This window comes from Terrisporobacter vanillatitrophus (genome assembly GCF_051148895.1).
GTDB lineage: Bacteria > Bacillota > Clostridia > Peptostreptococcales > Peptostreptococcaceae > Terrisporobacter > Terrisporobacter vanillatitrophus.
On sequence record NZ_CP154625.1, the window covers coordinates 1,703,311 to 1,725,780 of the forward strand.

22 protein-coding genes are annotated in these 22,470 nt (G+C 26.7%); 19 read left to right on the forward strand and 3 right to left on the reverse strand.

The window, feature by feature from the left end; translation table 11 throughout:
• Positions 1–186: 186 nt before the first annotated feature.
• The 13 genes from TVTCOM_RS08575 to TVTCOM_RS08635 all read left to right on the forward strand — a co-directional run bounded on the left by TVTCOM_RS08575 (position 187) and on the right by TVTCOM_RS08635 (position 11,468).
• Complete coding sequence (locus TVTCOM_RS08575; RefSeq protein ID WP_434799418.1) at positions 187–1,458, forward strand: dihydroorotase; 1,272 nt, start codon at positions 187–189, stop codon at positions 1,456–1,458.
• A 60-nt stretch (positions 1,459–1,518) separates the two neighbouring features.
• Positions 1,519–1,818 (forward strand): hypothetical protein, encoded by a 300-nt coding sequence (locus TVTCOM_RS08580; protein WP_434799419.1) that lies wholly within the window; start codon positions 1,519–1,521, stop codon positions 1,816–1,818.
• 122 nt (positions 1,819–1,940) lie between these two features.
• Positions 1,941–3,041 carry a sensor histidine kinase gene (locus TVTCOM_RS08585; protein WP_434799420.1) on the forward strand — a complete coding sequence of 367 codons (1,101 nt, stop codon included), beginning with the start codon at positions 1,941–1,943 and terminating at the stop codon, positions 3,039–3,041.
• A 4-nt stretch (positions 3,042–3,045) separates the two neighbouring features.
• Positions 3,046–3,684, forward strand: coding sequence for a response regulator (locus tag TVTCOM_RS08590; protein ID WP_434799421.1), 639 nt, complete (start codon positions 3,046–3,048; stop codon positions 3,682–3,684).
• Between the two features lie 186 nt (positions 3,685–3,870).
• Positions 3,871–4,803 (forward strand): ATP-binding cassette domain-containing protein, encoded by a 933-nt coding sequence (locus TVTCOM_RS08595; protein ID WP_434799422.1) that lies wholly within the window; start codon positions 3,871–3,873, stop codon positions 4,801–4,803.
• Positions 4,804–4,817: 14 nt separating this feature from the next.
• On the forward strand, positions 4,818–5,933 hold the full coding sequence (locus TVTCOM_RS08600; protein ID WP_434799423.1) for an ABC transporter permease: 1,116 nt from the start codon (positions 4,818–4,820) through the stop codon (positions 5,931–5,933).
• A 1-nt stretch (position 5,934) separates the two neighbouring features.
• A complete protein-coding gene (locus TVTCOM_RS08605) occupies positions 5,935–7,065 on the forward strand; it encodes an ABC transporter permease (protein WP_434799424.1) in 1,131 nt (376 codons plus the stop codon).
• A 163-nt stretch (positions 7,066–7,228) separates the two neighbouring features.
• The gene (locus tag TVTCOM_RS08610) at positions 7,229–7,480 is read left to right on the forward strand and encodes a kinase to dihydroxyacetone kinase (RefSeq protein WP_434799425.1); all 252 of its coding nucleotides are present in this window, start codon (positions 7,229–7,231) and stop codon (positions 7,478–7,480) included.
• A 168-nt stretch (positions 7,481–7,648) separates the two neighbouring features.
• A complete protein-coding gene (gene dapB, locus TVTCOM_RS08615; RefSeq protein ID WP_434799426.1) occupies positions 7,649–8,395 on the forward strand; it encodes a 4-hydroxy-tetrahydrodipicolinate reductase in 747 nt (248 codons plus the stop codon).
• Between the two features lie 95 nt (positions 8,396–8,490).
• Positions 8,491–9,204, forward strand: a complete 714-nt coding sequence (locus TVTCOM_RS08620) for a hypothetical protein (RefSeq protein ID WP_434799427.1) — start codon at positions 8,491–8,493, stop codon at positions 9,202–9,204.
• Between the two features lie 109 nt (positions 9,205–9,313).
• Complete coding sequence (locus TVTCOM_RS08625; RefSeq protein ID WP_434799428.1) at positions 9,314–10,207, forward strand: ABC transporter ATP-binding protein; 894 nt, start codon at positions 9,314–9,316, stop codon at positions 10,205–10,207.
• The gene (locus tag TVTCOM_RS08630) at positions 10,207–11,022 is read left to right on the forward strand and encodes an ABC transporter permease subunit (RefSeq protein ID WP_434799429.1); all 816 of its coding nucleotides are present in this window, start codon (positions 10,207–10,209) and stop codon (positions 11,020–11,022) included. The genes TVTCOM_RS08625 and TVTCOM_RS08630 overlap by 1 nt, the downstream gene beginning before the upstream one ends.
• A 239-nt stretch (positions 11,023–11,261) precedes the next feature.
• Positions 11,262–11,468 carry a hypothetical protein gene (locus tag TVTCOM_RS08635; RefSeq protein WP_434799430.1) on the forward strand — a complete coding sequence of 69 codons (207 nt, stop codon included), beginning with the start codon at positions 11,262–11,264 and terminating at the stop codon, positions 11,466–11,468.
• Between the two features lie 103 nt (positions 11,469–11,571).
• Here the strand turns inward: TVTCOM_RS08635 and TVTCOM_RS08640 are convergent, their stop codons facing one another.
• A complete protein-coding gene (locus tag TVTCOM_RS08640; protein WP_434796464.1) occupies positions 11,572–12,831 on the reverse strand; it encodes an IS110 family transposase in 1,260 nt (419 codons plus the stop codon).
• Between the two features lie 261 nt (positions 12,832–13,092).
• Between TVTCOM_RS08640 and TVTCOM_RS08645 the strand changes: the two genes are divergently transcribed.
• The 5 genes from TVTCOM_RS08645 to TVTCOM_RS08665 all read left to right on the forward strand — a co-directional run bounded on the left by TVTCOM_RS08645 (position 13,093) and on the right by TVTCOM_RS08665 (position 19,050).
• Positions 13,093–14,316: a CapA family protein gene (locus TVTCOM_RS08645; RefSeq protein WP_434799431.1), complete on the forward strand. Its 1,224-nt coding sequence runs from the start codon at positions 13,093–13,095 to the stop codon at positions 14,314–14,316.
• 253 nt (positions 14,317–14,569) lie between these two features.
• Positions 14,570–15,262: a response regulator gene (locus TVTCOM_RS08650; RefSeq protein ID WP_434799432.1), complete on the forward strand. Its 693-nt coding sequence runs from the start codon at positions 14,570–14,572 to the stop codon at positions 15,260–15,262.
• A gap of 8 nt (positions 15,263–15,270) precedes the next feature.
• On the forward strand, positions 15,271–16,251 hold the full coding sequence (locus TVTCOM_RS08655; protein WP_434799433.1) for a sensor histidine kinase: 981 nt from the start codon (positions 15,271–15,273) through the stop codon (positions 16,249–16,251).
• Between the two features lie 154 nt (positions 16,252–16,405).
• Positions 16,406–17,152 (forward strand): ABC transporter ATP-binding protein, encoded by a 747-nt coding sequence (locus TVTCOM_RS08660; RefSeq protein ID WP_434799434.1) that lies wholly within the window; start codon positions 16,406–16,408, stop codon positions 17,150–17,152.
• Positions 17,152–19,050 (forward strand): FtsX-like permease family protein, encoded by a 1,899-nt coding sequence (locus TVTCOM_RS08665; RefSeq protein WP_434799435.1) that lies wholly within the window; start codon positions 17,152–17,154, stop codon positions 19,048–19,050. Before TVTCOM_RS08660 ends, TVTCOM_RS08665 begins: the two co-directional genes overlap by 1 nt.
• A gap of 96 nt (positions 19,051–19,146) precedes the next feature.
• Here the strand turns inward: TVTCOM_RS08665 and TVTCOM_RS08670 are convergent, their stop codons facing one another.
• The gene (locus TVTCOM_RS08670; RefSeq protein WP_434799436.1) at positions 19,147–20,451 is read right to left on the reverse strand and encodes an MFS transporter; all 1,305 of its coding nucleotides are present in this window, start codon (positions 20,449–20,451) and stop codon (positions 19,147–19,149) included.
• 13 nt (positions 20,452–20,464) lie between these two features.
• Positions 20,465–21,088, reverse strand: a complete 624-nt coding sequence (locus TVTCOM_RS08675) for a TetR/AcrR family transcriptional regulator (protein WP_434799437.1) — start codon at positions 21,086–21,088, stop codon at positions 20,465–20,467.
• A gap of 246 nt (positions 21,089–21,334) precedes the next feature.
• On the opposite strand from TVTCOM_RS08675, the gene TVTCOM_RS08680 reads away from it, so the two are divergent.
• Entirely contained in the window at positions 21,335–22,432 is a 1,098-nt protein-coding gene (locus tag TVTCOM_RS08680; RefSeq protein ID WP_434799438.1) for a uroporphyrinogen decarboxylase family protein, read from the forward strand.
• Positions 22,433–22,470: the final 38 nt, after the last annotated feature.

The following is a 22,470-nucleotide window of genomic DNA, read 5'->3' on the forward strand; positions in this document are numbered from 1 at the left end:
AAATTATAAAATTTAAAATATAAATATTTTTAAATTTTAATTTAAGTACTTATTATAGTAAAAACTGAATAATATTAAATAAAAATAATTTTATGTATGTACCAATAAAATTATTTTTTATTTTTTATAAAAAATGGTACAATATTTATAATTTATATATAAATAGATATTACAAAGGAGATATTTATGATTTTAATAAAAAATGGGAGATTAATTGATCCATTAAGTAAAAAAAATGAAGTATTAGATATAGCTATTAAAGATGGAAAAATAAAAGAAATTGGAAAAATAGAAGTTAATGAAAAATTTAAAGAAATAATAGATGCAAAAGGATGTGTAGTTTCTCCAGGGCTAATTGATGTCCATGTGCACTTTAGAGATCCAGGCTTCACATATAAGGAAGATATATTAACTGGGGCAAAATCTGCAGCAAGAGGTGGATTTACAACTGTTGTTTGTATGGCAAACACAAAACCTGTAGTTGATAATGTACAAACTTTAAATTATATAAATGAAAAAGCAAAAGAAGCTTGTATTAATGTACTTCAAGTTGGTAGCATAACAAAAAGTTTTAGAGGAAAAGAGTTAACTAACTTTGAAGAACTATTAAAAAATGGTGCAGTAGGATTTAGTGATGATGGTATAGCAATAATGGATACAGATATTTTATATGAAGCAATGAAAAAAGCTAAGGAACTTGATGTGCCAATAAGCCTTCATGAAGAAGATTCTAATTTTATAGACACTGCTGGTGTAAATGATAGTGAAATAGCTAAAAAATTAGGTCTTAAAGGTGGAGCAAAAACTTGTGCAGAAGATGCTATGGTAGCTAGAGACTGTATGATTGCCTTAGAAACAGGAGCAAAAGTAAGTATACAACATATAAGCTCAGGGGTAGCTGTAGAAACAGTAAGGTTTGCAAAATCACTAGGGGCAAAGGTTTATGCAGAAGCAGCGCCTCACCACTTTACTTTAACGGAAGAAGATGTACTAAAATATGGATCATTAGCAAAGATGAATCCGCCACTTAGAACAGATAAAGATAAGCAAACAATAATTGAAGGATTAAAAGATAATACAATAGAAATAATAGCAACAGATCACGCACCACATAATATAGAAGAAAAAAATCGTGCATTTGCTGCTTGTCCAAGTGGTATCATAGGTTTGGAGACATCTTTAGCACTAGGCATAACATCTTTAGTAAAAGAGAATCATTTAAGCTTAATGAGCTTATTAGAAAAAATGACTATAAACCCTGCAAAACTTTATAATTTAGACAGAGGATATATTAAAGAAGGAGCTATTGCAGATATTTTGATATTTAATCCAAATGAAGAATGGATAGTAAAAGATTTTGATTCCAAATCAAGTAACTCTCCTTTTATAGGTGAAAAACTATTGGGAAAAGTTAAATACACAATTAGTGAAGGAAAAATTGTTTATACTGACAAATAATCCCAAAATGTACTCACCTATGCTATAATTTAATTGAAAATATATCTTAGGGGGTAGCATATGACAAGGGGAAGTAAATTTAATGTGGGAATAAATAATATAACAATAGACCGTTTCACTTTATTAAGATACAAATTAATATTAGACGAATATATAAAGACTAATAATCTTTGGGAAGAAAATGCTCGTGAATGTTGGCTATATGATTTAATAGATTTTAAATTAAAAGGCGATGTGGGACTAACATATAGAAGTATAAGAGTGTTAGAAGATCAATGGGAATTTGATAGTGATAAAGATGACATTGATGATTATATTAACAGACACATGGCTAAATTTACGGCAAAAGCAATTAAATAAATATAAAAGATAGCATTTTTAAAGATTATTTTATGATAGTATAAAATATTTATGAAATAATTAATTTTACGGCCACCTTCATGCTTTTGAGGGTGGTTATTATTTTTCATAGGAGAGAAAAGATGATATATAAAATAATATTAAACCTGATAATTAGTGTAAACATATTTATATATGGTTTAGAAAATCATGTGTTGTTTAATAAAATTGGCTATCCAATAGTGGCTATTTTAATTTGCATTAGCTTATCATTGTATATGTTATATATAATTAAAATAAAAAAGGACAATTTACTACTTATAAATATTATATTTATGTTAATAGTTACTTTTTTTTATAATCCATGTTTTATGATTTTGTCAATCTTAAGTGTTGAATATATTTTAGTGAAAAAGCATGATGTAATTTATTTATATTCACTTATAATTTTATATTTTTTAGGTTCAATTAAGATTAATCTTAGCTATACTAATATATTTTTAGGTTTTGTTGCATGTATTTTTATATATAATATTATAAAATCTGAAAAAAAAATACATAAACTGGAGAAATACAATTATGATTTAAAGGATAAAAACTTTCATTTAGAAGAGACACGAAAAGAAGAAAGTAAAATCAATTATAATAGTATACAGTCTGTAAAAATTGAAGAAAGAAATAATATTTCTCAAAAACTTCATGATAAAATTGGTCATACTTTAGCGGGAAGTATTATGCAGTTGGAGGCTCTTAAAATTATTATAAAAAGTGACAAAGAAAAAGGATTTATTATTTTAGATAACATAATAGAAAACTTAAGAGAAGGTATGGATGATATTAGATATACTTTAAAAAAGATTAAGCCCAATGTAGAGGAGTTAAATATTAATAATTTAAAAGTTATGATGGATGATTTTTCTAATAAATCAAATATTAAAACAGATTTGAAACTAGAAGGGGATTTAAATGAAATCAACTTAATATATTGGAAGAATATTTTAGAATGTATGTCAGAAATTTTTACTAATAGTATTAAGTACTGTAATGGAGACTCAATTAATGTACATATTAGTGTTTTCAATAAAATTATTAGAGTTCATATAAAAGATAATGGTAATTACCAAGGAATAATAAAAAAAGGCATGGGGCTTCTTGGTATTGAAGAAAGAATTGTAAATTTAGGTGGAGATGTTTACTTCAATAATGAAGATGGTTTTTCAAATTTAATTATACTTAAGAGGTGAGAATATGATACGTTTGATTATTGTGGATGATGATATTTTAATAAGAGAAAGTTTAAAAATAATTATTGGAATAGATGAAGAAATAGAAGTTGTGGCAACTTTAGAAAATGGGAAAGAATGTATTGATTTCTTAAGCAAAAATAAAGTTGATATGATTTTGCTTGATATGAGAATGCCAGTAATGAGTGGGGAAGAAGTATTGTCTGAAATAAGAAGACGAAAGATAGATGTGAAAGTTCTTATACTTACAACTTTTGATGAAGAAAATTTAATCTCATCAGCCATAAAACATAATAGTAATGGTTATTTATTAAAAAGTAGCAAACCAGATAAAATAATAAGTGGAATAAAATCAGTAAGTATGGGCAACGGAGTTTTTGAATCTAATATTGTATCTAAACTTGTGATTAATAATGATAATAGGGATGAAAATAATAAAGATAATATATTAGAAGAATATGATTTAAGTGAAAGAGAAAAAGAAATAGTTAAGCTTATTGCTAAAGGTTTGTCCAATAAGGAAATAGCTGGTAATATTTTTTTATCAGAAGGTACTGTAAAAAATCATATAACTTCTATTTTATCTAAAATGGACTTAAAACATAGAACTCAAATAGCTATTACATATTTAAATGGAAAATAATAAAGCTGACAATTATTACATGTCAGCTTTTTCCATATTAAAATATATGTTTTATAGTGATTCTGTCTTATATAAATATTATTTATGACTTTAGTCATGTTAAAGTTGTGACCATGTGTACTTAAGATTATTCATTAATTTTAATATAATTAAAGCATAAAGAAAAATAATATGAGGGGTGATGAAATGAAGTATGTGGAGATAAATGGTTTATACAAAAGTTTTGGCGAAATTAATGCCCTAGAAAACTTAAATCTTTCTATAGAAAAGGGTGAAATATTTGGTTTACTTGGACCAAATGGAGCTGGAAAAAGTACAACTATTAATATACTGACAACCTTACTTGAAAAGGACAAAGGGAGTATAAAAATATGTAATGAAGAAGTAAAAAAAAATGACGCAAATATGAGAGGTAAGTTGGGGATAGTACCTCAGGACTTGGCCATATTTGAAGATATGACAGCTTTAGAAAATGTAATGTTTTTTGGTAGTTTATATGGGTTAAAAGGAAAAGATTTAAAAGAAAAATCATTAAGTGCATTACAGTTTGTAGGATTGGAAGAAAGTAAAAAATTAAGTAAAACTTTTTCTGGAGGTATGAAAAGAAGATTAAACATAGCTTGTGGTATAGTTCATAATCCTGAATTATTAATTCTTGATGAACCTACAGTTGGAATAGATCCACAGTCGAGAAATCATATTATGAAGTCTATTAAAACTCTGAATAAAAATGGATGCACTGTAATTTATACAACACATTATATGGAAGAAGTCGAAGCACTTTGCAATAATATTGCAATTATTGATAAGGGGAGAGTAATAGCAGAAGGAAGTAAAGAAAGTTTAAAAAATTTAATCACTAATAAAAATAAATTTGAAGTTACAGTAAATGATATTACTTCTATAAATGAAAAAGATTTTAATAATATAAAAGGTATAGATAGTGTTGAATTTAAAGACAACAAAGTAATTGTAAGCATTGATAGAGAAATTAATGGTTTAAATGAACTTTTGTTATATTTAAGTAGTAAGGACATTAAAATTCTAGATATAAAAAGTCAAATGCTAACTTTAGAAGATGTATTTTTAAACCTAACAGGAAGAAAACTTAGGGATTAAGGGGGAAGGTATTTATGAATATAATATTATCCTCCATAAAAAGAGGACTTAGAGATAAAAACGCAGTGTTATCAAATATATTTTTAGCTCTTTTACTTCCTTATGTATTTTCCATAATATTCTCCTTTGAAGGTGGAAAAGAAGATATTAACTTAGCTATTATTGGCAACACTCAAAGTACAATTATAAACTCTTATTGTGATGCTTTAGAAAAATTTGATGATGATAATAGTAAAATAGACATAGATTATAAAATTTACAGTGAAAATGAATTTGATAAAAGTAATTTGTCAAAAGATAATGACTTAGTAGTAAATATTGATGAGAAAAATAAAAAGATTAACTTGGGTGGAAGTAGTGACATTAGTGTGGGGCAAGAATCCATAAAAAAACTTACTGAAGAGTTTTTCAATTCCATATCTGTATATGAATCTTTAAATAAAGAAAATTACACACCAATAAATGTAACAAATATGATAAAAAATGAAAAATATAATGTAAGTAAAAAATCAAAATCAATCTTAAATAATATGGAATATGGTGAGTATTTTGCTTTAGTAATGTTAGAAATGGCCATTTTAGTAGGCAGTATTCATGCTTTTAAAAATACATTTTATATTAAAGAGAAGTTAGGAAATAGGGTGAAAACATCTCCTGCAAAAGTTTTATCACTTTTATCTTTAGAATTAGTAGGATCGTTCTTCCTTATATTTTTACAAGGATTAGTAATGTTAGGAGCTTCAACTTTATTTTACGGAGTTAATGTAAACATAAATAATATTTTACCAATATTATTTATAATAGGATTACTTAGTTTATTTGCTGTTTGTGTAGGTATTTTTACCACGGCTCTAAGTAAGAAAAAAACAAGTGGAGACAATATTTGTTCCTTTATAGTCACAGCACTTACTTTGGCATCAGGGCAACTTATGCCACATATGAATGATAGTTTGGATAAAATATCTTTAGTAAAATTAAATCCTTTTTTATGGATAAGTAAGGAATTAAATAATCTTGTAGCTTATAATAGAAGTGAAAATTTACTTATGACTGTAGTAATAACTTTAACTGCATCATTAATTATAATGATTATTTCTATAATATTATTAAAAAGAAAAGTGGTGAGATAAGATGAAAAATATTTTAGTAATACTAAAACATAATTTAAAGTCCGTAATGAAGGGATGGTTTTTATTAATACTGGTTTTTCCCATAGCCATAAATTTATTTGTAAATGTAATAATGAACAGAGCTGATAGCAGTGAAGATATTATGAACGATTCCTTTAATATAGTAGTTTATTCTAAAGACAAAAGTGAAATTGTAAATAAAATTTTGCCTAAAGAAAAGTTTTCTAAGGTATTTTATGTTAACACTAAAGAAGATGTAAAAAAGACCTTTGAAAATGAAAATGTATCGGTGGGAGTTATAATAAACAGTAAAAATATATATAAAGATATAAAGAATAATGAAAAAGATATCATAGAAGTAATAAGCAGTGAAAATGATAGCTCTAAAGAATATGTACTAAGTGTTTTAAATACAAGTCTTAGTCAAATATGGACTTTTGGGAATGATATAGAAGAGTACAATAATCTTTATAAAAAATATGAAAATGAAAAATATAAATTTGTATACGAAAATACAAACATACAAGAAGTAGTTTCTTATATGACCATGTTTGGTTTATTTACAATGGCATTTTTGTTCATAGCAGGAAGAGGAATAAATCCTTTATTAAAAGAAAAAGAATTAAAAATTGATAAAAGAATTTTAGTTTCAAAGGTGAGTAAGATTGAATATGGATTAGGTCATATATTAGGATGTTTTATTTTGCTTTTACTTCAAAGTATTACATTAGTTGCATCATTTTATTTTTTCAATCCAGATTTTAATATTAATTTGTTCTATATGATTTTATTGTCCTTTGTAATCTCATTTGTAGGAATAGCCATAGCCTTAATAGTACTTAGTATGTCAAATAGTTCAAGTATGTATTACACATTGTTATCCATGATAGTTACACCTATGTGCTTGTTAAGTGGAGGATTTGTTCCAACTAATTTTATGCCACAAATGGTACAAAATTTTTCATTAATACTACCTCTAACTTGGGTAAATTCTGCATTTAACCAGATTTTAAATAATGGAAGTAATTCAAAAATATTTATAGATTTACTTGTGGCTTTATCAATTTCAGTAGTGCTTATTATGATTTACCTTGTTATGGAAAATAACAAGAAAAATAAAATGTCTTATTAGATATTAATATATTAAAAATAAAACTAGCACTTTCAATGAAAGAAGGTGGTAGTTTTATTTTTAATATTAAAATGTTTAGAACCATATATTACTAGTGTATAATATAATTATTAGTTTAATAATCTATTAGATAAGAAAATAAATTAGAAAAAGGAGTATGAATATGTTAGAGTATAAATTTGATACACAATTATTAATTGAAGGTACTGATCTTTGCGAAGATGAAATAAATAACTACATAACAGAAAATATTAAAGGAGATTGCTTACTTGCTGTTGGAGATGAAAGTTTAATTAAAATTCACTTCCACACTAATACTCCATGGAAGGTTCTTGAATACTGTGCCTCAAAGGGAGATATTCATGATGTTGTAATAGAAAATATGGATAGACAAGCCAGTGGACTTCAAGGATAGTATTATTTCAGGGAGGAATATATGGAAATTAATATTTAATAATAATTAAAAATACCCTATTTTCATTTGGACAATAGGGTATTTTCATGTGAATTAATTGACATAAATGTATCAATTAAATTACCATTATAGTAGAAATACATATTATTGTACAAGGGAGATTTAGTGATGATAAAGATAATAGTAAGTGGTCTTGGAAATACAGGAAGAGAAATAGTAAAATGTATAAATGAAACTGAGGGATTAGAAGTATTTTGTGCAGTTTCAGAGTATGATTTAAAAGACACAGACTTTAAAATATATTCTAAGTTTAGTGATATAGAAGGAAAGGCAGATGCAATAATAGATTTTTCAAGAGCATCTAGATTAGAAGAAATTTTAGATTATGCTGTAAACACTAAAACACCAGTGATTATAGGTACTACGGCTCACAGTGATGAACAAAATGAAAAAGTTAAAGAAGTATCAAAATTAATACCAGTATTTAAATCTTCTAATACATCAATTGGTATAACTGTAATGCTTCAATTAGTAAAAACAGCTACTAGATTGTTAGATGGATTTGATATAGAAATAATAGAAAAACACCACAATAGAAAAGAAGATTGTCCATGTGGAACGGCTTTCATGACAGCAGATGCTATAAAAGAAGTAAGAAATGAACTTACAAATATTTATGGAAGACATGGAAAGAATGCTAAAAGGCAACAAAATGAATTAGGTATACATACTATAAGAGGTGGAACAATTATAGGAGACAACGATGTAATTTTTGCAGGAGATGATGAAGTACTAGAAATAAAACATAAAGCCGGTTCAAATATGATATTTGCCAAAGGAGCTGTTATGGCAGCTAAGTTTATTATAAATGCAGAAAATGGGCTTTACGATATGAATGATGTTTTACTGGGATAATAAATATAAGTGATAATATATTAAAAATATAGTGAGGCAAAGATTTCTTCCTATGATATAATAATCAAGGTATTGGTAAAATTAGGAGGGAAATAATGAAGAATAAAAAATATTATATTGTAGTATCACTAATCTTAGTAGGTTTATCTGTTATTATGTTTCTAATACATTACTTAGTATTTGGCCAAGCTGTCAACACAGCATATTATTCATTAATGAATTTATGCTTTATTCCTGTAAACAGTTTAGTTGTTACATTGATATTAGAAAGATTAATAGATTATAAAGCTAAGCAAGAAAGAATGGAAAAGTTGAGTATGCTAATTGGGCTATTCTTTACTGAAGTAGGATATAAATTGATGCATTTGATTATAAAAGCAGATAAAGGAGGTAAAAACTCCATAACTTCTTTTAATAATTTAGATGAAGTAAAAAATCAAGTTGAAATTCATAATTATAATATTGATATTGAAGATATAGATCTGGATAAAATAATGGATATTTTATTGGAAAATAGTAATTTATTAGTAAATCTAATTAGTAATGAAAATATAACAGAGCATGAAATTTTTACAGATTTACTTATGTCAGTAATACATTTAAGAGACGAGATTGTTTTTTATAAAAATGATAAAAACAATCAGTTAGATCTTAGTCACTTAAAAAAAGATATTTTAAGAGTTTACAAAAATATTGCTATGCAATGGGTTGATTACTTAAAGTATTTAAATAAATCTTATCCATTTTTATATAATAATGCAATTAGATTAAATCCATTTAGATTTAATCAAGCTGAAAAGATTTACTAGGTTATAAGACTTAGTAAATCTTTTTATATATTATAATAAAATGTTTGAAAGAGTAGGCAACTAACTCTATACTAGTATTATAAAATAAAATGAAAATGGGGGATTTGTAGTGAAGATAATTGAAACTAAGAATCTAACAAAATCGTATAAGAAAAACAGAGGAATTGAAAATATTAATATAAGTGTAAATGAAGGTGAAATCTACGGATTTATTGGACCAAATGGTGCAGGAAAATCTACTACAATAAAAACATTACTAAACTTCATATATCCAACTGGTGGAAGTGCTACAATATTTGGAATGGATATTGTAAAAGACAATTGCAAAATAAAAGAAAACATAGGATATGTGCCTAGTGAAGTTAAATATTACGACACAGTTAAAGTAAAGGATATAATGAAATATGCTCAGAGTTTTTATCCAAATGTTAGTGATGAAGAATTATCGCAAATATGTACAGATTTAGAACTAGACATGGAAAAGAAAATGGAAGAACTTAGTTTAGGAAATAAGAAAAAAGTAGCAATTGCTCAAGCATTAGTTCAAAATCCAAAACTTTTAATTTTAGATGAGCCTACAAATGGTCTAGATCCTCTAATGCAAAAAAAGTTATTTAATATATTAGTGAAAGAAAAAGAAAAAGGTAATACTGTTTTCTTATCATCTCACAATTTAAATGAAGTACAAAGTTTATGTGACAGGGTAGCTGTAATAAAAGAAGGAAAAATAATAGATGTAATTGAACTTGAAAAGGCCACAAAGACTCTGGGGCTAAAAGTTACATTAAGTAGTAAGAATATTAATGAAGAAATAATAGTAAGCTTAGGTGGAAAGATTTTAAATAACTCAAATAATAACTTATTCATCTTCCTTTATTATAAAGATACAAATTCTCTAGTAAAAGAATTAAGTAAATATACTATTGATGAATTGTTAATAGAAAAAGAAGACCTGGAAGATACTTTCTTAAATTATTATGAAAATAAGGAGGAAGATAAATAATGAATATATTTAAATTTGAGTTTAAAAGATTATTAAAATCATGTCTTATTTGGTCAGTAGTTTGTGGCATGATGATAGTTTTATTTATGTCACTGTTTCCAAGTATGTCTGATATGGGAATGCAAGAGTTGGTAAATAATAAAATGAGCGCCCTTTCCCAAGATATGTTAAAAGCATTTAATATAGATGCAGGAATAGATTTTTCAGATATATTTAATTATTTGGCATATGTTATTCAATATATAGCAATGGCAAGTGCTGTTTATGGGGCAATTTTAGGTGTTAATTCTCTTATAAAAGAAGAAAGTCAGGGAACAATAGAATTTTTATATTCAAAGCCAATAAAAAGAAGTAAAATTGTAAGTTACAAGTTATTATCAATAATTTTAATTTATTTTCTTTATATAGTAATAATAGGTGCAACTACTATATTTGTTTGTATGGCAGTAAAACCAGACAATGTAGAAATTATGGATCTTTTAGTAAATATTAAAATAGTATATATGGGAATGTTTATTTTAGGACTTGTATTTATGTTTATAGGAATGTTCATATCTGCTTTAGCTAAGTCAGATAAAGGAGGAATTCCCATATCAATTGGAATATTCTTCGTTTCTTATTTATTTGGAATAATAGGCAAGTTAAAAGAAGATTTTGAATTTCTTAAGTATTTTTCACCTTTTGATTATTATGCACCAGGAGATCTTTTGAAGAATGGATTTGAAATGAAATTTGTCATAATAGGACTTTGTATAATGATTGTATCCATTATAAGTACTTACTTAATATATAATAAAAAAGATATGAATATTTAGATGTTGAAAGTTTTAGCTATATATTATAAGTATAAAATTAAATAAAAACAATTAAGGTACTCGGATGAATTTATCTATAGTACCTTTTATTATTGTAAAGAGATTATTATACCTAAAAATTTGTGTCATAGAATTGAAAAACAAATACATGAACATATATTAGAAAGAGCTTTGAATAATAAAAATATGTAAAAATATGGTAATATATAAATAAAAAACAAAATAGGGGGGAGGATATTATGAACAGAAATGTAATAAAAATAATTACTATAAGCATAGCCTTATTATCACTATTTTTGGAAGGATGTAGTTCAACAAAAACAGTAGATATAAATATTTTAGCAACAACAGATTTACACGGAATATTACCTTATGAAATGGTTGATTTTATCAAAAAAGATAAAGAAAAATATTCAAATACTATTGTAGTAGATGCAGGAGATTAACTTGAAAAAAGATACCCGAAGGGATTGCACACTAAATAACTCCCTTTAAATATTAAAAAAAATAAAAACGGAGTTTGTGGAAAATTGATTTACTGGTTAATTATCATGTAATTCCAAGTGATTCTTCAACTTGTGTTTGAACTACAAATCCTTGAGTTTGTAGATATTTAATCATCCTATCTATAGATTTAGTTTGATTTACACAATCACTTAAGTAAGAATCGTATAATGAAGAATTAAATTCTTTATTATTTAGTAACATATTGTAACAACAAGTAAGTAGCATTCTTGAAATAGCTATTATAGCTCTCTTATGTCCACGTCTTTTTTTAATAGATTCATATCTATATTTAAAGTAAGGACATGATTTATCTTTAATAGCTGCATTGGCACATTGAACAAGCAAAGGTTTTAAATATAAACCGGCACGACTTATACGAACACTTTTCTTTTTTCCTGCACTTTCATTGTTCTGAGGCGTTAATCCTGCCCAAGAACAAAGGTGCTTTGATGTATCAAATTTAGACATATCAACACCTATTTCAGAAATTATGCCTACGGCAGACTTAGGTGTAATTCCTGGTACGGAAGAAAGTAAAGATATTTGATCCTGGTAGTCTGAAGAAATGATAGAAATTACATTATCTAGTTGGGTCAAACAATTATTTATATAGTCAAAATGGTTAAATGAAACTCTCATTTTGCTTGATTGCTCTTTAGATATATTGCCTTGCATAGATAGATTTATTTCTTCAGCTTTAGGTAGTAGTCTAGCATGAAGAAATTCAGTATAATCAATATTCAGCTTTTCGGGATGATCCAATGCATATTTAATAATAGCTGAAGAAGATTTACCAAATGTATCAGATACAACGCTAGAAATCATTAAGTTAGATACAGTTAATGAATTTTGAATTCTGTTTTTTTCACTAGAACGAAAATTAACTAATTTACTTCTGTATCTCATTAAATCTCTAAGTTCTCTGATTTGTTTTGGAGGAATAAAACTCCCCCTAACTAGACCATGCTTGTGTAAATCTGTAATCCATAAAGAATCACGTTTATCAGTTTTTTTACCAGGAATATTTTTTATAAATTTAGGATTTGCAAGTGTAATATTACAAGTATCTTCAAGAATGTTATAGATTGGTAACCAGTATTTACCGGTACTTTCCATGCATATTTCAGTACAATTGTTACTTAATAACCAGTTTTTGAATTCAATTAAATTATGGGTAAATGTTTGAAAGTTTTTAGTTTTATATGTTGTGATATTTTTAGAATTAGTAGAAGCAATTGTAGCTACTATAAATTTTTTGTGAACATCAATACCACAACATACTGGATGAACAATTTTAAGCATTTTATCACCTTAAATAAAAAATTAAGTAAGTAAACATTGACTGAATATCCTAGTTTTTTAACGGTCTTTGCTAAAACAAAGATTAACTTACGTGCTCATGGCACAATTATTTGTACTTAGATAGATATTCGGCACAAGTTTTTATGCGGATTTGCCGATAGGCACTTTTCTCACTTACCCCGCCGTGCTCTGTAGTATATTTACTTACTTATTAGATTTATTAACGAAAAATGTATGTATTATACCATTTTTCATCCAATTTTGTGCCTTGAGCACAGCGAAAGGAATGATAGTTTTTATGATAAACAGTATGGAACATCAGGAGATATGCTAAAGTACTTTGAAGAAGAAAGTGAAGCCAATATTCCTATGGCAAAAGAAATGAAGGAAGCGGGATTTGATACTGTAACCCTTGGAAATCATGAATTTATTTCAAAGGATAAAGAAGGTTTAGATAGCTTGGTATCAGATTTTGAAAATCAAGGCATAAGTGTTTTATCTGCAAATACATATAATAAAAATGGAAAAAGTTATGTAAAACCTTATATAATAAAAGAATTGGGAGTTGATGATAAAACTATAAAAGTAGGTATATTAGGACTTTCACTAAAAGAAGTAGGAGAAGATAAGGACAAATCAATGGAGCTAAAAGATCAACAGGGTTATATTGGTAAACTATATATGAATGATTTAGTTAAAGATGCTCAAAAATGGGTTGATATTATGAATGAAAAAGAAAAGCCAGATGTAATTATAGCAGTGGTTCATTCTGGAGAAAGACCCCAAAAACCGAAACACCCTGGAAATAGGATACAAGATTTAGCTAAAAATGTTAGTGGAATTGATGTTATAGTTTCAGGGCATAATCATGTTCAGATAAAACAAAATGATTATAAAAACAAAGATGGGGAGACTGTAATAGTAACAGAGCCAGCTAAGAATGGTGAATGTATATCGAAGATAAATATAAAGATGAAAGAAAGTAAATCTGGATGGGATCTTTTAGATAAGTCAAGTGATATAATACAGTTTGATGAATCAAACAAAAATTTAAAAAATTTATTTGAAAATTATGGGAACATGTTAAGTTCATTATCGGAACTGATTAATGAAGGAAAAGAAGGTGAAGTTATAAGTCTTGATAATCAACTTTCAATTAAATGGGATAAGATGTATATATTTAAACCAAACACCCCAAGAGAAGAAATATATGAAAAAGTAGGATATAAGTTTTTAAAGATTACAGAAATAGACGATGCAAATCAAGTTGTTTTAATGAATGAAGGAAAAGTTGTTTATTATTCTAATATATGGGAAATTAAGAAAAATAATTTACCTTTTGTATTTAATGTTGATAATGATAAATTTAATAAAAATGTCCTTACTATAAACTATGGAGAAAATGATGATTTTAAAGTTTTAGGAGGAGAAAAAAATTTTTATACAGGAAGTGAAATTGTAGAACTTGCTTACGAAGAAAAGTAATTTAATAAATATGTACGAAGTATATCATATTAAAAAAATAGTATAAGTTAATAGTTGAATTATTGAAAAGATTAGGTAATGTCCTAGTCTTTTTTTATTACATAGATGTAATCTTTGTGTAAGGTTTGCAGATAGCTTGAATATAAGAAAAATAATATGATATTATTGAATGTTTTATTGATAAAATCATAGAGTAAATGTTATATTTATGATAAATAACTATTTATAAGATGAATACTGAAGGAGGTGTAATATGAATAATATAATTTATATTGTAGAAGACGATACATCAATTAGCACCTTATTAAAAGATTACGTGGAGAAATATGGGTTTGAGGCAGTAATAGTTGAAAATTTTAATAATATTATGGAAGAGTTTGATGAGATTAGTCCAAGTGTAGTGTTATTAGATGTTAACTTACCAAAGTTTGATGGTTTTTATTGGTGCACGAAAATAAGACAAAAATCAAATGTACCAATAATTTTTATATCAGCAAGAGACAGCGGAATGGATCAAATTAGGGCTTTGGAAAGCGGTGCAGACGATTATATAACTAAGCCATTTTATTACGATGTGGTGATTGCAAAAATAAAAAGTTATATAAGAAGGGCATATGGTGAGTATTCCCCAAAATTGGATGAGAGAATTGTTGAACTAGATGGATTGAAATTTTATCCAGAAAGATTAGAATTAAAGTATAAAAACAAAGATTTAGTTATAACAAAAAAGGAAGGCATACTTTTGGAATGTCTTATGAAAAAATATCCAAAGGTAGTGAGTAGAGATTATTTATTAGAAAAAATATGGGATGATATTGAATTTGTAGAAGAAAATACACTAAATGTGAATGTAAGTAGAATAAGAAAAAGACTTTACGATTTGGGAATAGAAGATGGAGTTCAAACAGTTAGAGGAGTTGGATACAAATTAAATAAAACTTGGTAGGTAAGAATATGAAATTATTTATAAGAGAATATAAGGGATATGTTTTTATTTATTATTTAGGACTTATAATTACACTTTTTTATTGTAATATGATGAAATATATAAATTTGAGTGAAACTATATATATATTATTGTTTAATACTTTTATAATAAGTTGTTTTATAATATACAAATACTTAAACTCTAAAAAGATATATGACTTTTTTGGAAAAAAAATAAATACTTTAGATGAGTCCTTTGTGGACCTTGGAAGATCTGACTTGGGTAAAAATGTATCATTAATTTTAGAAAATCAATATGAATTATACATAAGTTCTTTAGAAGAGCAAAGAAAAAAGCATGAGGAACATTTGACTTTTATAAATCACTGGATACATCAAATGAAAACTCCCTTATCTGTAATAAATCTTCAACTTCAGGATTATGAAGGAGAAGAAATTGCAACAGAAATTATGCAAGAGGTAGATAAATTAGACAAAGGATTAAATATGGCAATGTATTTTGCACGACTAGAGGAATTTGAAAAAGATTTTGTAATTGAACAAGTAAATTTATATGATGAAATCATGGGAATTGTAAATGAAGAAAAAAGACTATTTATAAAAAATAAAATAATACCTAAAGTGAATTTAAATAAGGAAACAAAAGTATACACTGACAAGAAGTGGATAAAATTTGTAATAAAACAAGTTATTGTAAATGGAATAAAATACTCAAAAGATTATGGGAAATATATAACTATAGCTTATGAAGAAAATGAAAAATATGTTTCACTAGATATAACTGATGAAGGAGTAGGAATTTGCAATAAGGATATAAAAAGAGTTTTTGATTTATTTTTTACAGGTGAAAATGGACGTAAATACGGAGAGTCGACAGGTATGGGACTGTATATAGCAAAAACAGTTTGTGATAATTTAGGACATAATATAGAAATAAAATCAGAAGAGAAAAAAGGAACTAAAGTATCCATATTATTTAAGAAATGATAAGTCAGTGGTAAATGAACTACTGACTTTTAAAATATACAAACCTTACATGAATGTAATACTCTTGAAAGGTTTGCAGATAGTTATATATTTAAATCTAAATTAAAATTGGTATATAAAGAAAAATCAATTAATTTAGAAAGGAAGAAGAATCATGGAAATATTAAATATAAAAAATTTGAAAAAAGTATATGGTAAAAAAGTAATTTCAACAGCACTAAATAACATAAGCTTTGCTATTGATGATGGAGAGTTTGTGGGCATAATGGGGCCTAGTGGTAGTGGAAAAACTACACTTTTAAATCTTATCTCAACTATTGATAAACCAACATCAGGAACAATAACATTAAGAGGAGAAAATATTTTAAACCTAAAAGGTGATGACTTAGCTTTATTTAGAAGAAGAGAATTGGGATTTGTATTTCAAGATTTTAATTTATTAAATACATTAACAATTGGTGAAAATATGATTTTACCTTTAACTTTAGACAATGTAGAGTTAAAAGAACAAGAAAATAGATTAAATAAGGTTTCAAAAATATTGGGAATAGAAAACTTGTTGAATAAAAGGACTTATGAAGTTTCTGGAGGGCAGGCTCAAAGAACTGCCATAGGAAGGGCATTAATTAATAATCCTACTTTAGTACTGGCAGATGAACCAACAGGAAATCTTGATTCTGCATCAGCAAGAGATGTAATGGAATACTTGGAGAAAATAAATAAAGAAGAAAAAGTAACTACTATGATGGTTACTCATGATCCTTTAGCAGCAAGTTATTGTAATAGAATACTGTTTATAAAAGATGGACAGATTTACAATGAAATTTACAAAGGTGAAAATAGAATTCAATTTTACCAAGAAATAATAGATGTACTTTCTTTATTGGGAGGTACTAAATAATGAACTTTATACAATTTGCATATAAAAATGTAAAAAGAAATATTAAGTCTTATTTAGGATACTTCTTCAGTATTTTAATATCCTCAGCTTTGTTATTTTCTTTTAATATGTTTATAAATCATCCAAATTTAGATACTTCAACATTTGATGATTACTTGATACTTACAATTAAAGTATGTTCAATTATTGTATATGTGTTTTTATTTTTCTTTGTATTTTATTCTGTAAGTGTTTTTTTGAAAGGTAGAAACAAAGAGTTTGGCATATTATACAGTTTGGGAATATCAAATAAACAAGTTCAAAAGATGATTTTTATAGAAAACTTCATTATAAATGCCTTATCATCTACCCTTGGTGTAATAGTAGGATTGGTTTTTTCTAAGATTGTTTTAATAGCCATATCAAATTTACTGGGAATAGAGCCATTAAAGTTCTATATTCCAGCAATGTCAATGATAGCAACCATAATTTACTTTATGCTACTTTCACTATTAATATCTTTGTTTATTTCTTTTGTAGTAAAAGAAGATAAGGTTTTAAAATTGTTAAAGGGAAGTGAAACTCAAAAACCAGAGCCAAAGTTTTCTTTAGTACTTGTTATATTGTGTATAGCTCTTTTTGCATGGTCATATTATAAAGCAGTGACAGTTACAAAAATACAATTGGTAAATACCATAGCACCAGTAACTTTTATGACTATTATAGCAACATATTTATTGTTTTCTCAGCTTAGTGTATTTATTATAAAAGCTATAAAAAATAATAAAAAATTTTATAAGAAAAATACTAATATGTTATGCATATCAAATTTGTATTATAAAATGAAAGACAATACAAGAATGTTTTTCTTAATATGTATAACTTCTGCAGTTGCATTTACTGCCATAGGTGCAGTATATGCCTATTGGAAAGATCAAACTAGACAAGTTGAGTTGGCTTATCCTCAAGCCATACATTTTGCTACAAATAAAAGTGTACTTCATAATTTAGATGAATTTAATAAAAAAGATTATATTGATAAAGTTAACTTGTTGGAAAATTCACTGAAAGAAGAAAAGATTCCTTATTATAAAATAAGTGGAGAGATAAAAACAGTTTTGTCAAAGGATAAAGAAAAATCAGTTAAAATAATTAAAGAATCAAAGTATAAAGAGTTGGCTGAAAAACTGAACACTAAAACAGTGGAATTTAAAGATAATGAAGCAATATCATTAACATTATTAGAAAATAAAAAAGTAAATAATAAAGTTGTAGTAGATGATAATACTTTAAAAGTTGTTACACAAGTAGATAAGTCTGTTATGCCAGCTTATTATGATTTATATGTTGTTAAAGATGATTTATATGATGAGACAAATAATAACTGCATAGTAGATGAATTTATTACATTTGATACAAGAAATTATATGAAGACTTTGAATATATGTAAAAACTTTGAAAATACCTATAAAGAAGAATTAAATAATGGCCCTTATAAATTTTTATCAAAATCTTTTGTACTTGATTATGGGAAAATAGTTTTTTCTACATTGTTATTTTTAACTATATTTATAGGGTTAATATTTTTCGTTACTGCAAGTAGTTTTTTATACAACAAGATTTATATGGACTGCCAGGAAGACAAAGAAAAGTATATGAAACTAAATAAGATAGGTCTAACTTATAAAGAAATAAGAAAAATTTCGACTATAGAAATAGGTATATTGTTTTTAGCACCATATATAATAGCTGTAATACACTCAACCTTCGCCCTTTTAGCAGTTAGAAATACCTTTAATATGGAAGTGGCTTCTTCAGCATATATAGTTATGGGAAGTTTCTTTATAGTTTTAATTGTTTATTTCTTAATAATAAGAAGAAATTATTTAAAGGAAATAAAGGAATATTTAAATAATTAAATAAAAATAGCCAATGGTTTAATACCAAAGGCTAATTTTTTTGTAATAATTTAAATACTAATTTCTTGCATTTTTTGTGTAACTTCTTCAATTCTTTTAAACATTTGCATCCTCAAGTTTTCTTATAGATTTAATACTATACAAAATTAAGGCTGTTAAGAATAATAAAAATCCTGCAATTATAATAAGAAAAGCAGTACCACGACCTGGACCTGTTCCTATAATTTTTCCTACTGTATTTGATAAGGAGCCATTTTCAACTAACATAGGTGTGAATACAGAATCAGATAAAAATCCCACGCTGGCATAAGCTAAAATATATCCAAACTGAGTAATAAAGCCAATTAATCCCCAAGCTCTTCCTTGAAGTTCATTGACAATATTTTTTCTAATAAGCACATCTAAACTAGTATTTGCAAAAGGTAAAGTAGCAAAAAATAAAAATCCAGCAATACTTATTAAAATTATGTTTTCACGAAGTCCAAATAAAGCCATAAATATTCCGCTTAAACAAAGAGAATAAGTAAGAAGTTTTACATAACTTTTTTTTATTGGAATCATACCTATGAAAATACTTGAAGCAAGCATACCTGTTGCACAAATTGTATTGCAAACTCCAGCTACTGATGCAGTTGAAAAAGTTAAAATCATTGGTACAGCAAGAGATTGAATAAATGCTAAGAAGAAAGTAAGTAAAGTTCCCATAAAAACTAAGATAAGTATTCCTTTATTTTCTGATATAGCTAACCATCCATCTTTAAATTCTTGAGAGAATGAAGTATTTTTAGAATTTGCTTTTGAAATAAGTCCTTTTCTAACTATAAAAGTAGTTATAAATGTGATGAAAAATGTGCAGATATCAAGAATTAGTATTAGTTTAATATTAGAAAAGCTTAGTAAAAATCCTGCTAAAATAGGTGAAATTAAGTATCTAGATGATCCGGCTGCTTGAACCAAACCGCTGGCTTTTGAAAATTCTTCTGGTGTTAGTAAATCTGTAATAGTTGCTCTGTAAGCTGGCTCTAGAAGTGATGTAAAAACAGAACTTATGGTAACACCTATGCAAATTTGTATAAAAGTGGCTCCACCATTTAACATGGAAATTAATATATAAAACAAACCTAATGTGGATAAACTATCACCTAAAATCATTAAAAGTCGTCTATCATATCTATCGGCTAAAACTCCAGCAAAGGGATTTAGGAGTACGGATGGCAAAAAAGCTAAAAGGGTGATAATGGCAGTTGATGTGACTTTGCCAGTTTGTTGAAATACATATACGCTAAGTCCAAAGGCAGTAAGGCCACTACCAATGGAGGAGATAAGTTCTCCTGACCATAATAATAAAAATTTTTTGAAACTTTTGTTTTTATCAGCATTATTGACTCCTGAATTATTCATTATAAAAACCTCCTTAATTAAATAATTGAGCTAAAAAATCAAAACTTCCTGGTTTTGCATTAAAAATACGTTCCAAATTATAAATGAAAGCTGATATTTTTTCACTGAATTCTTCCATGGAAGTGATTTTATCATTATCAAAAACATTGAGAGCATAAATTAAAATCATTTCAGTGCTTTCTTTTGGGAATGGAGTATTAAACATTCCTTTTTCAATTCCTTCATTAATAACCTTTGTAAAAATAGGCGTTATTCCCTTAACTATAGAGTCAATTTGTTTTTGATGCATAAGTATATTTTCAGGATTATTAACGTGTTTAATAATTTCTTTTCCGCTATCCTTATCTTCTATATTAAGAGATAAGATTATATTTATTATTTTTTGTGGCACTGTAAGACCTGTATCTTGAGCAATCAAATTTGCTTGTTGAAAAATATTTTCAGTTATTTGAGTTATAATTTCATTCATTATTTCTTCTTTTGATTTAAAGTAGTAATATAATGTGCCTTTTGCAATTCCTATTTCTTTTAAAATATCTGAAATACTAGTATTTTCATAACCTTTTTCATTGAAAAGTTGATTTGCAATATGAAGTATTTCGCTTTTTCTTTCATCTGCATTTTTAATGACTCTCATTTTATCCTCCTATTGTTTATCGACCGACCGTCGGTCTATATCTACAAAAACAAGTGTAGTACTATTGGAAATTAATGTCAAGCATATTTGAGAAAAAGTTAGTTATTAAATAATTAAAAATCTTTATAAAAGGCATGGAAGTATAAAAATTATCAATTTTTATAAAGCATTTTAATATGTTACTCTTATTAATATGAAGAACTAAATATATGTTAATTAAAAATTTATTAAACTGGGGGGATTACAATGCATAAAGATGATCAAATGACACCTAAGGAAAGGCTAGCAGGATTTTTTAGTGGAAAATCTATAGATAGAATACCAGCATTACCATTTGTAACATCAGTATCAGGAAAAGTTGCTGGAATTACACACAAAGAAAAAAGAAGTTGTGCTAAAAACCAAGCTCAGGCACAAATAGCTTGTTATGAGAGATTTGGCAATGATAGTATTTCCATAGAATATGGACTTCATGGAGTAGGAATAGCTTTGGGTAGCAAAACTAACAATCCAGAGGATGGAGTACCAGCCGTAATAGAACATTATTTAAAAAACCTTAAAGATTTAAGTTCTTTAGATTTATCAAAAATAGAAAGAAAAAATGATCCATGGTATCAATTAAATTATGATGCTTATCATATTTGTATGGAGAAATATGGACATGAAGTTGGAGCATCTTTAAGTATTCATGGACCAATAACGGCAGCAGGAAGTATTTATCCTGTGGAAAAATTATTAAGATCCATAAGAAGAGAACCTGAGAGAGTTCATGAACTATTGAGATTTAGTACAGATGCCACTAAAATAGTAATGAAAGATTTCTTAGAGGCAGGAGCGGGAATATCTTTATGTGATCCAATAGCGTCAGGAACATTAATAGATAAGAAAACTTATAGAGATTTTGTTCTTCCATATACAAAAGAAATAGTAGATTATGTACATAGTTTTGGAAAATCTCTTACATATCATGTTTGTGGGGAAACTTCTCATATGACACTAGACTTGGTGGAAAGTGGTTGTAATATGTTAAGTATAGATAATAGAGTTAGTTTAGTAGATACAAAAAAACTTGTGGGAGATAGACTTCCTATTGTTGGAAATGTGGATCCAGTGGAAATAATGATGCTTGGCAGCGTAGAAGATGTTTATGCAGGTGTAAAAAAATGTATAGAAGATGCTTATGACAGTCCAAAGGGATATTTACTAAGTACAGGATGTGGTATACCTATTAACTCTCCTATAGAAAATATAGATGCATTTATGGGAGCTGCAAGAAAATATGGTAAGTGGCCAATAAATAGTGATAACTTTAAAGAAGAAATATTAGCTAAATCAACTTTATAGTAGTAATAAAAAAAGGGGCTGTCGCACTAAAAAAATAG